This is a genomic window from Streptomyces sp. PA03-1a (genome assembly GCF_033792805.1).
In the GTDB taxonomy this organism is placed as follows: Bacteria; Actinomycetota; Actinomycetes; order Streptomycetales; family Streptomycetaceae; genus Actinacidiphila.
Genome location: NZ_JARAVO010000051.1, coordinates 15400 through 29104 on the forward strand (window position 1 = coordinate 15400; position 13705 = coordinate 29104).

11 protein-coding genes are annotated in these 13705 nt (G+C 71.3%); 1 reads left to right on the forward strand and 10 read right to left on the reverse strand.

Features of this window, described 5'->3' with window-relative positions:
• Positions 1 to 11: 11 nt before the first annotated feature.
• The 9 genes from PV341_RS14045 to PV341_RS14085 form a co-directional block, all read right to left on the reverse strand.
• Positions 12 to 926, reverse strand: a complete 915-nt coding sequence (locus PV341_RS14045; RefSeq protein ID WP_500357926.1) for a hypothetical protein — start codon at positions 924 to 926, stop codon at positions 12 to 14.
• Positions 927 to 1139: 213 nt separating this feature from the next.
• A complete protein-coding gene (locus tag PV341_RS14050) occupies positions 1140 to 2321 on the reverse strand; it encodes an aldose epimerase family protein (protein ID WP_500322389.1) in 1182 nt (393 codons plus the stop codon).
• 42 nt (positions 2322 to 2363) lie between these two features.
• On the reverse strand, positions 2364 to 3623 hold the full coding sequence (mmsB, locus tag PV341_RS14055; protein ID WP_499511730.1) for an ABC transporter permease family protein: 1260 nt from the start codon (positions 3621 to 3623) through the stop codon (positions 2364 to 2366).
• 1 nt (position 3624) lies between these two features.
• Positions 3625 to 5175: a multiple monosaccharide ABC transporter ATP-binding protein gene (mmsA, locus tag PV341_RS14060; protein WP_500322049.1), complete on the reverse strand. Its 1551-nt coding sequence runs from the start codon at positions 5173 to 5175 to the stop codon at positions 3625 to 3627.
• A gap of 65 nt (positions 5176 to 5240) precedes the next feature.
• The gene (chvE, locus tag PV341_RS14065; RefSeq protein WP_500357927.1) at positions 5241 to 6365 is read right to left on the reverse strand and encodes a multiple monosaccharide ABC transporter substrate-binding protein; all 1125 of its coding nucleotides are present in this window, start codon (positions 6363 to 6365) and stop codon (positions 5241 to 5243) included.
• A 6-nt stretch (positions 6366 to 6371) separates the two neighbouring features.
• Entirely contained in the window at positions 6372 to 7418 is a 1047-nt protein-coding gene (locus PV341_RS14070; RefSeq protein WP_500357928.1) for a hypothetical protein, read from the reverse strand.
• A 103-nt stretch (positions 7419 to 7521) separates the two neighbouring features.
• Positions 7522 to 8544: a zinc-dependent alcohol dehydrogenase gene (locus tag PV341_RS14075; protein WP_500322054.1), complete on the reverse strand. Its 1023-nt coding sequence runs from the start codon at positions 8542 to 8544 to the stop codon at positions 7522 to 7524.
• On the reverse strand, positions 8541 to 9701 hold the full coding sequence (locus PV341_RS14080) for a mandelate racemase/muconate lactonizing enzyme family protein (RefSeq protein ID WP_500322055.1): 1161 nt from the start codon (positions 9699 to 9701) through the stop codon (positions 8541 to 8543). The genes PV341_RS14075 and PV341_RS14080 overlap by 4 nt, the downstream gene beginning before the upstream one ends.
• A gap of 200 nt (positions 9702 to 9901) precedes the next feature.
• Entirely contained in the window at positions 9902 to 10810 is a 909-nt protein-coding gene (locus PV341_RS14085) for an SGNH/GDSL hydrolase family protein (RefSeq protein ID WP_500322056.1), read from the reverse strand.
• 235 nt (positions 10811 to 11045) lie between these two features.
• Between PV341_RS14085 and PV341_RS14090 the strand changes: the two genes are divergently transcribed.
• Positions 11046 to 11540 (forward strand): DUF3145 domain-containing protein, encoded by a 495-nt coding sequence (locus PV341_RS14090; protein ID WP_499511723.1) that lies wholly within the window; start codon positions 11046 to 11048, stop codon positions 11538 to 11540.
• On the opposite strand, the gene PV341_RS14095 is transcribed toward PV341_RS14090, so the two are convergent.
• Entirely contained in the window at positions 11528 to 13663 is a 2136-nt protein-coding gene (locus tag PV341_RS14095; RefSeq protein WP_500322057.1) for an MMPL family transporter, read from the reverse strand. The genes PV341_RS14090 and PV341_RS14095 overlap by 13 nt on opposite strands.
• Positions 13664 to 13705: the final 42 nt, after the last annotated feature.

The window sequence follows — 13705 nt, forward strand, 5'->3', positions numbered from 1 at the left end:
CGGGCGCAGGGTCACCTGGCCGCCCGGAACGAGCGGCTGTCCAGGGTCTTCCACTCCCCGCACGAGCTCTGCTTGCCCTGGGTCTCCCGGATGACGCAGTGCGTCTCGACCACCCGGCCGTCCCGGGTGATCGCCTTGACCCACACCCCGGAGCCGACGGAGGTCACCGTGGCGCCGCAGACGCCGCGCGGGTAGCCGCGGTTGCCGCTGAGGGAGTGCCAGACGAAGGGCCCGCGGGGAAGGGTGCGACCGCCGATGAAGACCCGGCCCTCGAACACCGCGACGGAGATCTCCTGGTCGCCCTTGCGGAGGGTGGAGTCGATGCTGACGCAGGATCCGTCACGGCCGTCACGGCCGTCGCGGCCGTCGCCGCGGTCGTTCCGGGGCCCGTCGTCCCGGCCGTTCCCCCGCTCGTCCTCGCGGCCGTCCCCGCGGTTCCCGCCCTGGTCGTCGCGGCGCTGCTGCTCGCGCTCGTCGCCGCGTTGATCGCCGCGGTCGTCCCGGCGCTCGTCGTTCCCGCCGTTCCCGTCGCCCCGGTCGTCCCGGCGCTCGTCGGCGCGCTCGTCGTCGCCCTCGTCCCGGCCGTTGTCGCCCCGGTCGTTGTCGCCCCGGTCGGTCTCCCGGCCGCCGCGCTGGTCCCCGCCGTCCTCGCCGTCCTCGCGACCGCCCTCGTCACGGGCCTCCTCGTCGCGGCCGCCGTCCTCGCCCTCCTCCTCGTCGTCGTCCGCGGCGACGCTGCGCGTGCCGGGCGGCCGGGGGTCGGCCACGGCCGCCGTCGTGCCGGCCGCGGTGGTCACGGCGCCGGGGGTCGTGGCGAGCACGGGCGCCGACACCGCGGCCGCGGCGACGGCGAGCGGCACGACCACACCGGTCAGCCGTCCGTACCGCCGGGACCTGCGCGACGGCGGCCTGCCGTCAGGACTCATGGGGGACTCCCTCGTCGAGTGCGAAAGCGCGGGGCTTGAACGACGGGATGCGTACCCGTCTGCGCGCCGACTCTCCGCCGGAGTCATTCCGGTGGCCCAGAACATCCCCGTACGGCCGACGGGGGTTCACCCGGTGCCGGTCCCGAAGTCGACAGGCGGGGGCGGCCGGGAGAGAATCCCGGCCGCCCCCGCCCGCGGGGAGGACTGCGCCGCTCAGTGGGTGCCGAAGGAGTGCACGGTGGTGGAGCGGTAGGTCTGTCCCGGCCGCAGGACCGTCGACGGGAACGAGGGCTGGTTGGGGGAGTCCGGGAAGTGCTGGGTCTCCAGGCAGAAGCCGTCGCCCTGCCGGTAGACCCGGCCCGAGGAACCGGCGAACGCCCCGGTCAGGAAGTTGCCCGTGTAGAACTGCACACCGGGCTCGGTGGTGGCGATCCGCATGACCCGGCCGGAGACGGGCTCGGTGACCGTCACGATGTGCTCGGGCGCGGCGGTGCGGCCCTTGTCGAGCACGAAGTTGTGGTCGATGCCCTGCCCGTACAGGACCTGCTGGTGCGCGGAGCGGATGTCGCGGCCGATCGCCTTCGCGGAGCGGAAGTCGAACGGGGTGCCCGCGACGGGCGCCAGCTCACCGGTGGGGATCAGGGTGGAGCCGACCGGGGTGTAGCGGCGGGCGGCGATCTGGACCTCGTGGTCGTAGATGCCGCCGTCGCCCTCACCACGCAGGTTGAAGTACGTGTGGTTGGTGAGGTTGACGACCGTCGCCTTGTCGGTGGTGGCGGTGTAGTCGATCCGCCACCGCGCGTCGGCCGTCAGGGTGTAGACGACCTTGACCTTCAGCGTGCCCGGGTAGCCCATCTCGCCGTCCGCGCTGGTGTAGCGCAGCACCAGACCGGCGTCCGAGCCCGCCTTGAAGCCCTCGACCTCCCAGACCCGCTTGTCGAAGCCCCGGTCGCCGCCGTGCAGGCTGTTCGGTCCGTCGTTGACGGGCAGCTGGTAGGTGTGCCCGTCCAGGGTGAACTTCCCGCCCGCGATGCGGTTGCCGTAGCGACCGATCAACGCGCCGAAGTACGGGCTGTTCGCCACGTAGCCGGCGATGTCGTCGAATCCGAGGGACACGTTGACGCGGCGCCCGCGCCGGTCGGGCAGCTCCAGGGTCTGGACGACGCCGCCGTACGAGAGCACCTTGAGGGTGATCCCGCCGTTGCTGACCGTCCAGATGTCGACCTTGGTGCCGTCCTCCAAGGTCCCGAAGTGTTCCTTGCTCACCTTGCTCCCGCCTGCGGGCCTGTGCCGGGCGTCGGCGGTCTGCCCCGCCGTGCCGGCCTTTCCGGCCGCCCAGGCGCTCGTCCCGCTGATCGCGGGCGCGACCGCCCCGAGCGCCGCGCCCGCGATCAATGTACGTCTGTTCACTTGCGGCTCCTTCGATAGGTAGCTGCTTTACGAACCGACCTTGCGCTTGTTCCAGACGTCGAAGCCGACCGCGGCCAGGAGCACCAGACCCTTGATGACCTGCTGGTAGTCCGTGCCGATGCCGACGAGCGACATCCCGTTGTTGAGCACCCCGAGCACCAGGCCGCCGATGATGGCGCCCAGCACGGTGCCGACGCCGCCGGTGGCGGAGGCGCCGCCGATGAAGGCGGCCGCGATGGCCTCGAGCTCGAAGTTGATTCCGGCCTGCGGGACACCGGCGTTGAGCCGTGCCGCGTAGACCACGCCCGCGAGCGCCGCGAGCACGCCCATGTTCACGAAGACCAGGAAGACGACCCGCTTGTCCTTGACGCCGGAGAGCTTCGCCGCCGCCTGGTTGCCGCCGAGCGCGTACACGTGGCGGCCGATCACCGCGTTGCGCATCACGAAGCCGAAGACGATGAGCAGCCCGGCCAGGATGAGCAGCACGATCGGCACGCCGTGGTAGCTGGCCAGCGTCATGGTGAAGGCGACGACGCAGGCGACGATGGCGAGCAGCTTCAGCAGGAAGAAGTTGCGCGGCAGCACGTCCAGGTCGTACGCGAGCTGCTGGCGGCGGTCGCGGATCTCCTGGACGACGGCGATGGCGATCACCACGAGACCGATGAGCAGGGTCAGGTTGTGGTAGTTGGTGTGCGGCCCGACCTCGGGCAGGAAGCCGTTGCCGATCTTCTGGAAGCCGCGCGGGAAGGGCGAGATGGACTGGCCCTCCAGGAAGATCTGCGTGCCGCCGCGGAAGAGCAGCATGCCGGCCAGGGTCACGATGAACGACGGGATCCCGACGTACGCGATGAAGTAGCCCTGCCAGGCACCGGCGACCGCGCCGATGAGCAGGCAGGCGACCAGGGCGAGCGGCCACGAGACGTGGTGGTGGATGATCATCACTGCGCCGGCCGCGCTGACGAAGGCCGCGAGCGAGCCGACGGACAGGTCGATGTGGCCGGCGATGATCACGACCATCATGCCGATCGCCAGGATCAGGATGTAGCTGTTCTGGCCGATGAGGTTGGTGACGTTCTGCGGTTTGAGCAGGATGCCGCCGGACCATATCTGGAAAAGCGCCGCGATCAGCACCAGCGCGATGATCATGCCGTACTGGCGCATGTTGCGCCGGGCCGCCTGCAGCAGGAGGCCGGCGGCTCCGGCCGCCGCGCCGCCGCCCTCGGCGGCCGTTGCCGCGCCCCCGGCGGGCGGCGGAGGAGTCTTGTCGGTCTTCACCGGGCTGCCCATCTCAGTTACCTCGGTCCATGGTCATGTGGCGCATCAGCACTTCCTGGGTCGCGCTCTCGCGCGGGATCTCCCCGGTCAGCCGGCCCGCGGACATCGTGTAGATGCGGTCGCACATGCCGAGCAGCTCCGGCAGTTCGGAGGAGATGAAGACGACGGCCTTGCCCTGGGCCGCCAGGTCGTTGATGACCGTGTAGATCTCGTACTTGGCCCCGACGTCGATGCCCCGGGTGGGCTCGTCGAGGATGAGGACCTCCGGCCCGGCGAAGATCCACTTGCTGAGGACGACCTTCTGCTGGTTGCCGCCGCTCAGCTTGCCCGTGGTCTCGAAGACCGTCGGGGTCTTGATGTTCATCGTGGAGCGGAAGGACTCCGCGACCCGGGCCTCCTCGTGCTGGTTGACGACGCCGCGCTTGGCGACCTTGGACAGGGCGCTGAGCGAGATGTTGCGGCTGATGTCGTCGATGAGGTTCAGCCCGTAGTGCTTGCGGTCCTCGGTGACGTACGCGATGCCGTGGCCCACCGCCTCCGGGACGGTGCGGGTGCGGATCTCCTTGCCGTGCAGGTAGACCCGGCCGCTGATGCCACGGCCGTAGGAGCGGCCGAAGACGCTCATGGCCAGTTCGGTGCGGCCGGCCCCCATCAGCCCGGCGATGCCCACGATCTCGCCGCGCCGGACGTCGAGGGAGACCCCGTCGACGACCTTGCGCTGCTGGTCGATCGGGTGGTGCACGGTCCAGTCCTCGACGGCGAAGGCCACCTCGCCGATCTCCGGCTCCCGCTCGGGGAAGCGGTGGTCGAGGTCGCGGCCCACCATGCCGCGGATGATCCGCTCCTCGGTGACGGTGCTGTGGCCGTCCTCGTCGGTGGCCTTCATGTCGAGCGTCTCGATGGTCCGCCCGTCGCGCAGGATCGTGATGGAGTCGGCGACCCTGGCGATCTCGTTGAGCTTGTGCGAGATGATGATGCAGGAGATGCCGTGCTCCTTGAACTCCATGATGAGGTCAAGGAGCTTGCGGCTGTCCTCGTCGTTCAGGGCGGCGGTCGGCTCGTCCAGGATGAGGAGCTTGACCTCCTTGGACAGCGCCTTGGCGATCTCGACGAGCTGCTGCTTGCCCACGCCGATGTCCGCCACGCGGGTGGTGGGCCCGTCGGTGAGCCCGACCCGCTTGAGCAGCCGGCCCGCGTGCCGCAGCGTCTCGTTCCAGCTGATGACACCGCGGGTGGAGTGCTCGTTGCCGAGGAAGATGTTCTCGGCGATGGACAGGTACGGCACCAGGGCGAGCTCCTGGTGGATGATCACGATGCCGCGCTGCTCGCTCGCGCGGATGTCGCGGAACTCGCAGGTCTCACCCTGGAAGAGGATCTCCCCTTCGTAACTGCCGTGCGGGTAGACCCCGCTGAGCACCTTCATCAGGGTCGACTTGCCCGCACCGTTCTCACCGCAGATGGCGTGGACCTCGCCCTCGGCGACAGTCAAGGTGACGTCGGAGAGCGCCTTGACCCCTGGGAAGGTCTTGGTGATGGAGCGCATTTCGAGGACGGGTCCGGCCATTCCTGCTTTCCGTTCTCCTCGGGTGGTGGGAAGTGACGATCGTCGGTCGCGGTCCGGCTCAGGGACTACTGGAGCTCGGACTCCTTGATGTAGCCGGAGTCGACGACGACCTCCTTGTAGTTCGACTTGTCGACGCTCACCGGCGGCAGCAGGTAGGTCGGGACGACCTTGGTGCCGTTGTTGTAGGTCTTGGAGTCGTTGGTCTCCGGCTTGCCGCCGGTCAGCACCGCGTTGCCCATCTGGACGGCGACCTTGGCCAGTTCGCGGGTGTCCTTGTAGACGGTCTGGGCCTGCTCGCCCGCGATGATCGACTTGATCGAGGCGACCTCGGCGTCCTGACCGGTGACGATCGGGAGCGGCTTCTTGCCGGTGCCGTAGCTCACGCTCTTGAGCGCCGAGATGACGCCGCGGGAGATGCCGTCGTACGGGGAGAGCACCGCGTCCACGTCGTCGGAGGTGTACGACTTGCTGAGCAGGTCGTCCATGCGGGCCTGGGCGGTGGCGCCGTCCCAGCGCAGGGTGGTGACCTGGTTGAGCTCGGTCTGGCCGCTCTTGACCACCAGCTGCTTCTTGTCGATGTACGGCTTGAGGGTGTCCATCGCGCCGTTGAAGAAGTACTTGGTGTTGTTGTCGTCGGGCGAGCCGGCGAAGAGCTCGATGTTGAAGGGGCCCTTCTTGCTGCCGTCCTTCAGGCCCAGCTTCTCGAGGATGTAACCGGCCTGGAGCTGGCCGACCTTGTAGTTGTCGAACGTCGCGTAGTAGTCGACGTTCGCCGAGCCCAGGATGAGGCGGTCGTAGGAGATCACCTTGATGCCCGCGTCGTGGGCCTGCTGCAGCACGTCGCTGAGGGCCGAGCCGTCGATGGCGGCGATGACCAGCAGCTTGTCGCCCTTGGTGATCATGTTCTGGATCTGGGCGACCTGGTTCTCGACCTTGTCGTCGCCGTACTGCAGGTCGGTCTTGTAGCCCTGGGCCTGGAACTGCTTGACCATGTTGTCGCCGTCGGCGATCCAGCGCTCCGAGGACTTGGTGGGCATGGCGATGCCGATGGTGCCGCCCTTTCCACCGTCCTTGTCGCCGCCGCCTCCGGTGTTGTCGCTCTGCCCGCAGGCGGTCGCGGTGGCCCCGAGGGCGAGGGTGGCTATCAGCGCGGCTGTGGTGCGCAGACGTGCGGCTCTGGCGATGCGCATGGCTGATCAGATCCTTTCGGCGGCCAGGCGGGGGTCGGTCGCCTGGTCCGGGTCGGTCGCGATGTCCAACGGGAAGCGGTGGAGCGGACCCGGCTGCCGCGCGCCCAGCGGGGAGAGCCCGCCGTCCGCGCCCAGCCGGGAGAGCAGGTCGAGCACAAGGCGGCCGCGCCGGACCCGCTCGCGGGCGGTCGTCAGGGCGACCTCCCGCAGCTGACCTCCGTACGGGTAGATGCCGGGGGCCTTGCTCAGCCCGAACTTGAGGTAGATCGGCGCGCCGCGGCGGATCAGCTCCGCCGCGTCGTAGAGCCGGACGAAGCCGCCGAGGTCGTCCGGGGCCTCGATGTAGAAGTCCATCGGCGCCCGGCTGACCCGGCGGATCTCGGTGATCTGCTGGAGGGTCAGGTCGGAGGGGATGTTGATGGAGTCGGCGCCCAGCCGCTCCCACACCGCGTAACCCGCCGGGTTGACCGGGCCGACCAGCGCCGAGACCTTGAAGGTGGTGTCGGCCGGCAGCAGGCCCTGCGCGCGCAGCTGGTGCAGCAGCCACAGCACGCCCTCGTCGGCGACGAGCAGGCAGCGCACGCCCAGGGCGGCGGCGCGCAGCGCGTCCTCGACGCAGCCGGCCACCTGGTCGTGGCCGCGGGCGCGCAGGCCCCCGCCGCGGGAGTCGGTGCGGGTGGCGGCGCCGATGTCCCAGGTGCCGCGGGGACCGGTGAACAGGCAGAGCTCGACGTCCCGTTCGGCGCAGGCGGTCACCATCTCGGTGATCTCCGCGTCCGTCAGCATCCAGATGCCGCTGCCCTGGCTGATCCGGTGCACCGGCACCTCCAGCCGCTCGCTCTCCTCCAGCACGGTGGCCAGCGCCTCCGGGCCCTCCACGGAGGGGATCTCGGTGCGCCAGCTGCCCCCGTCGGGGAAGGAGTGCGGGGAGGCGTCGGCAGGGTCGTCCGCCGGCGCGCCGTGACCGAGGAGGGTGAGCGCGTACTGACCCGGGTGTCGGGGACCGCCTGTGGTGCCGGCCGTGCCGGGGCTCGGGGTGGGTGCGTCGGTCACGGTGCTCCTTCGTTCTCGCCGTTCGGCATATCGGACGACGTTCGGTTCATTGGGTATGGGTGGGCACGGATGGGACATCGGGTGTCCGCCGCGCACGGAGCGGTCACGGACGCAGCAGCACCTTCCCCACCTTCGGATCCCTGTTCCCCAGCAGTCCGAGGGCGTCGGCGTACTCCTCCAGCGGCAGGTCGTGCGTGATCAGCGGCGCCGGGTCCAGGATCCCGGCGTCGAAGGCCCGTACGGTGTGGGCCCAGGCGGCGGGCGGCGCCCCGAAGACCGTGTGCACGGTCAGCTGGCGCACCACCAGGTCGGTGGGGTCGAGCCCGAGCGCTCCCGGCGCGGGGATGCCGGTCAGCGCCAGCCGCCCGCCGCGGCGCAGCAGCCCCGCCGACACGCGGGCCGCGGAGGCGGAGCCGGCGGCCTCGACCACCAGGTCGTACCGCCCGTCCTCAGCGGCCAGTTCACCGGCCGTGCGGAAGCGCGTGGCGCCGAAGGAGGCGGCCAGCTCCTCCCGGTCCCGGCCGGTTCCCACCACCAGCAGCTCCGCCGGCGACACCGCGGCCAGGAACTGCACCGCCAGCATGCCGAGCGTGCCGGTGCCGACGACCGCCACCCGCTCGCCCGGCGCGGCCGGGGCCTTCAGCAGCGCCGCCGCCACGCACGCGGCCGGCTCCAGGAGCACGGCGGTGCGCAGGTCGGCCGCGTCGTCCAGGACGTGCAGCAGCCGGGCCGGCAGCGTCAGGGTGTCCGCCATGGCACCGGGCTGCGTGAAGCCGGTCTCCTCGTACGGCGCGCTGCACAGCGTGGTCTCCCCGGCGTGACAGCGCTCGCAGACCTGGCAGTTGCGGAAGCCCTCGCCGACGACCTTCCGGCCCACCAGGCCGGCGGTCACCCCGGCGCCGACCGCCTCCACCGTGCCGGACCACTCGTGGCCGGGGGTGACGGGGTAGCGGACGTAGCCCTCGGGGCGGGTGCCGGCGTGCACCTCCCGGTCGCTGCCGCAGATGCCCGCGGCGTGGACGCGGACCAGCGCCTCGCCCGGACCGGGCGCGACCGGTCCGGCCGGCACGATCCGGTGCCGGCCGGGTCCGTCGAGGACGACGGCGCGGGGGGTGTGGACGGTCACTTGGCGCCCTTCGGCTTGCGGCGCTCCCAGCCCTCGGCCCACAGGTCGAAGCGGGCCTGCTGCTGGGGGAACTCGGCGGCGGCGTCGACGTCGAGCTCGACACCGAGGCCCGGCGCGTCCGACAGCGTGAAGTACCCGTCCTCGCCGACCACGGGGGCGCCCTTGACGACCTTCTTGATCTCGGAGTCCGCGAAGTCGTTGAAGTGCTCGAGGATCTTGAAGTTGGGGGTGCACCCGGCGAGCTGGAGGCTCGCGGCGGTGAGCACGGAGCCGCCGACGTTGTGCGGGGCGACCAGCACGTAGTGGGTCTCCGCGGTGGCGGCCAGCTTGCGGACCTCGTTGATGCCGCCGATGTGCCCCAGGTCGGGCTGGATGATGTCGGCGGCCTGGAGCTCGAACAGCTCGCGGAACTCGTAGCGGTCGTGGATGCGTTCACCCGTGGCGATCGGCAGATCGGTGTGGGCGGCCACCTTCGCCAGGGCCTTGAGGTTCTCCGGCGGCACCGGCTCCTCGATCCAGCTCGGCTTGAAGGGCGCCAGCTCGTTGGCGACGCGGATCGCGGTCGCCGGGCTGAACCGCCCGTGCATCTCCACCAGCAGCTCGGTCTCGGGGCCGATCGCGTCGCGCACGGCCTCGATGAGGGAGACGGAGTAGGCGGTGGCCGCGTGGTCCAGCTCGAAGTGGCCGGTGCCGAAGGGGTCGATCTTCAGCGCGCGGTAGCCGCGGTCCACCACGGCGCGGGCGGCCTTGTGGTAGGCCTCCGGGGTGCGCTCGGTGGTGTACCAGCCGTTGGCGTACGCCTTGACCTTCTCGTTCACCTTGCCGCCGAGCAGCTGCCACACGGGGACGCCCAGCGCCTTGCCCTTGATGTCCCAGCAGGCCATCTCGATGACGGCGATGCCGGACATGACGATCTCTCCGGCCCGCCCGTAGTCGCCGTACTTCATCCGGCGGACCAGGTCCTCCACCGCGAAGGGGTCGGAACCGGATATGTGGTTGGCCTCCGCCTCGCGGAGGTAGCCGAGCAACGCGTCGGTGTGGCCGAGCATGCGGGTCTCGCCGACGCCCGTGAGCCCCTCGTCGGTGTGGACGAGCACGTAGGTGAGATTCCGCCAGGGAGTACCGACCACATGGGTGCTGATGCCGGTGATGCGCACGGGAAGCCGCCCCTTTTAGGGTGTCGTTCGAGATTTCGTCACACGTTCGAAATGTTGAAGGGAACGTAGTTACGGGCTCCCGGCGGTGTCAATGGGTGTGCCGGGCAGGTGTCGGCGATGTTGCCGAAGTGAGTCCGTACGCCCGTCACGCGTGCCGTCCCGTGTCCGAAACCCCGGACGAACGGCCGGGTCCGGCGCGGCTAGCCGCCGGCCGGGTCCGGTCCGAAGGCCGCGGCGTAGACCAGCCCCGCGAGCTTGGCCTGTCCCTCGGCGCTGGGGTGGAACCAGTCCCAGGGACTGAGCTCCTTCTGGGTGAAGCGGTAGTCGAAGACCATGCCGCCGTCGTAGCGGCAGCGTTCGTGGCGCGCGCACTCCTGCCGCAGCACGTCGTTGTACGCCATCACCCTTTCGCGTACGGTCTGCCGCCGTTCGCGGGCGGCCGTGCTCATCGACTGTGCGTCGGACAGCATCGACGGGCACAGGCCCAGCTTCCAGATCTGCCGTCCCAGCACGTTCTGCCGGCCGACGTCCCACAGGCGCATCAGGTCGGGCACGCTCGCGACGAAGACCTGGGCCTTCGGCAGCTTGCTGTCGAGGGTGCGCAGGGCGGCGGAGAAATCCTTGCGGTACTCGGCCACCGGGGTCATGCGGTCGATGCTGCGCGCGCACGCGTCGTTGGCCCCCATCAGGATCGTCACCTGCTGCGGTCGCAGCGCGACCGCCTTCTTGGCCTGCTCCGGCAGGTCATGCATCCGGGCGCCGCTGGCCGCCAGGTTCCAGCTCTCGGTGGCCGGCCGGTTCAGCACCCGGGTGGCCACGCTCTTCACGGAGCTGCGGCTGCCGGTCGCCCAGGACAGGTCCGGACAGTCCGTCAGGATCCCGCAGGCGTCGAAGGCGCGGGTGATGGAGTCGCCGAGCGCGGCCAGGGAGGCGGGCGTGGTGTCCCACACCTGCGCGGGGCGCTTCGCCGTGCCCGCCCGCCCGGCGGCACCGGCCTCGGTGCTCCCGGGGCCGCCGGTGGCCGAGCAGCCGGCCGCGAGTGCCGTCGTGAGCAGTGTGACCAGCGCGATCAGGGCGCCGCTGACCCCGCGCGGGAGCGACTGGCGCATCCGTTCTCCCTCGGACGAGTGGTGACTTCTCGCTGATCCCGACAGTACGTCACTCCTCGCCTGACGCAGCGCGGTAGCTTTTTCCCTGACAGGTGGTGCGAAAGAGGTGATCAGAGGTCAGATCTTGTCTCATTCGTTATGATTAGTGCAGAATGTCCACTGCTGTCCCGGATGGCTCGGTTATGGGCATGAGGCCGCTGGGGAAGGCGTACCTCGTCCCACACTGGAGGTCCCGGTGACGACACGTGGAGTTCTGTACGTGCACTCCGCGCCACGCGCGCTCTGCCCGCACGTCGAGTGGGCCGTCGCGGGCGTGCTCGGCGTGCGCGTGAACCTGGACTGGATCCGCCAGCCAGCCTCTCCCGGCACCTGGCGGGCCGAGTTCTCCTGGCAGGCGGAACCCGGCACCGCCTCCAAGCTGGCGTCCGCGCTGCGCGGCTGGCATCTGCTGCGCTTCGAGGTCACGGCGGAGCCGTGTGCCACCGCCGAGGGGGAGCGCTACAGCAGCACGCCCGAACTCGGCATCTTCCACGCCGTCACCGGCATCCACGGGGACATCCTCATCCCCGAGGACCGGCTGCGCGCCGCGCTCGCCCGCGCCCGCAAGGGCGAGGCCGACCTGGAGACGGAAGTCGCCAAGCTGCTCGGCAAGCCGTGGGACGACGAGTTGGAGCCCTTCCGCTACGCGGGTGAGGGCGCCCCCGTGCGCTGGCTGCATCAGGTCGTCTGACGCTCCGCCATCCGCCGCGGTGCCGCGGCGCCCTCCGGCGCCGGCGGCTCGTCGCCCGCGCGCGCCGCGGCGCCCGGCCACCACACCTTCGGGCCGATGTCCCGTACCAGCGCGGGCAGCAGCAGCGAGCGCACCAGCAGGGTGTCCAGCAGCACCCCGAAGGCCACGATGAAGGCGATCTGCGCCAGGAAGGCCAGGGGGATCACGCCGAGCGCCGCGAAGGTGGCGGCGAGCACCACGCCCGCCGAGGTGATCACCCCTCCGGTGGCGGTCAGCCCGCGCAGGACGCCCTGCCGCGTGCCGTGACGCAGCGTCTCCTCGCGGACCCGCGTCATCAGGAAGATGTTGTAGTCCACCCCGAGGGCGACCAGGAAGACGAAGCCGTACAGCGGCACCGAGGCGTCCGTCGCCGAGAAGCCGAACGCATGGCGGAAGACCAGCGCCGACACGCCCAGGGTGGCGGCGAAGTTGAGCGCCACCGTGGCGACCATGAGCAGCGGCAGCAGCAGGCTGCGCAGCAGCGCGGCCAGGATCACCAGGATGATCGCGAGGACGACGGGGACGACGAGCGTGCGGTCGCGCTCCGCGGTCCGCTGGGTGTCCACCTGCTGGGCCGTGTAGCCGCCGACCACCGCGTCCGCGCCGGGTACCGCGTGCACGGCCGTGCGCAGCCGCTGCACCGTGGCCTTGGCGGCGTCGCTGTCGGCGGCGTCCTTCAGCGTCACCTCCAGCAGGACCCGGCCGCCGGCGACGAGCGGCTCGCCCCCGCCGGGCCGGCCGGCGGCGGTGAGCGGGGCGACGGAGTCGACGCCGTCGGTGCCGGCCGCGGCCCGGGTGACCGGGTCGAGCCGCTCCGCCTCCGCGATGACCACGGCCGGGTTCCCCGCACCGCCGGGGAAGTGCTCGCCGAGGACGCGCTGGGCGGTCACCGAGGGCGCCTGGTGGACGAAGATCTCGTCCAGCGGCACACCCCGGGCGGTCAGCGCGGGGGAGAAGGCGGCACAGCCCACCAGCAGCGCCAGGCTCGCGGCCCCCACCCGGCGCGGCGTGCGGTCCACGAGGGCCGCGATCCGCCGCCACACGCCCTCCCCCTCCGGACGCCTGTCCCGCGGCCGGGCGGGCCAGTAGGCGGCCCGGCCGAGCAGCAGCAGTGCCGCCGGCAGGAAGGTCAGGCTGCTTGCGACGGCGCAGACGATGCCGACGGCGCCGACCGGGCCCAGGGCCCGGTTGTTGGTGAGGTCACTGGCCAGCAGGGCGAGCAGGCCGAGGGCCACGGTGGCCGCGCTCGCCACGATCGCCCCGGCCGAGCGGCGCAGCGCGGCGCGCATCGCCGCGAACCGGTCGCCGCGGACCGCGAGTTCCTCCCGGAAGCGGGCGGCGAGCAGCAGGGCGTAGTCGGTGGCCGCGCCGATGACGAGGATCGACAGGATGCCCTGGACCTGGCCGTCGACCCGGACGACGCCGTGGTCCGCCAGCACGTACACCACGCCGCAGGCCAGGCCGAGCGAGAAGACCGAGCCGACGATGATGACCAGGGGCAGCAGCAGCGCGCGGTAGACCAGCAGCAGGATCGCCAGCACGACGCCGAGCGCGGTGAACAGCAGCAGTCCGTCGATGCCCGCGAAGGCCTCGCCCAGGTCGGCCTGCGAGGCCGCGGGCCCGGCGACGTGGGCGGTGGTCCCCGGGACCCGGGCCGCGGTGCCCTGAATCCGGCCGACGGCGTCCCCGACGTCCCGGCCGAGGTCGGGGCGGAGCTGCACGACGCCCTGCAGGGCCCGCCCGTCGCCGGAGCGCAGCGCGGGGGAGGGGCGCCCGGTGACCCCCTCGGTGCCGGCGAGCGAGGCCAGCGCCGCCGTGGCGGCCTGCTGCTGGGCGTCGGTCACGCGGCCGCGGTCGGCGGTCCAGACGACGATCGCCGGTACGGTCCCGTTCCGGCTGAAGGCCGTCCGTTCGGTGACGGCCTTCGTCGACTCGGCGCTGCGCGGCAGGAAGGCCGCCTGGTCGTTGGTGGAGACCTCGCCGAGCCTGCCCGCGTAGGGGCCGAGTGTGCCCCCGACGCCCAGCCAGGCGACCAGCATCACCACGGGCAGCAGCCATCGGACGGCGCGCGGCAGGGATGTCATCGCTCTCTCCCGTGGGATGTGGAACGGGGGACTGCCCCCGTG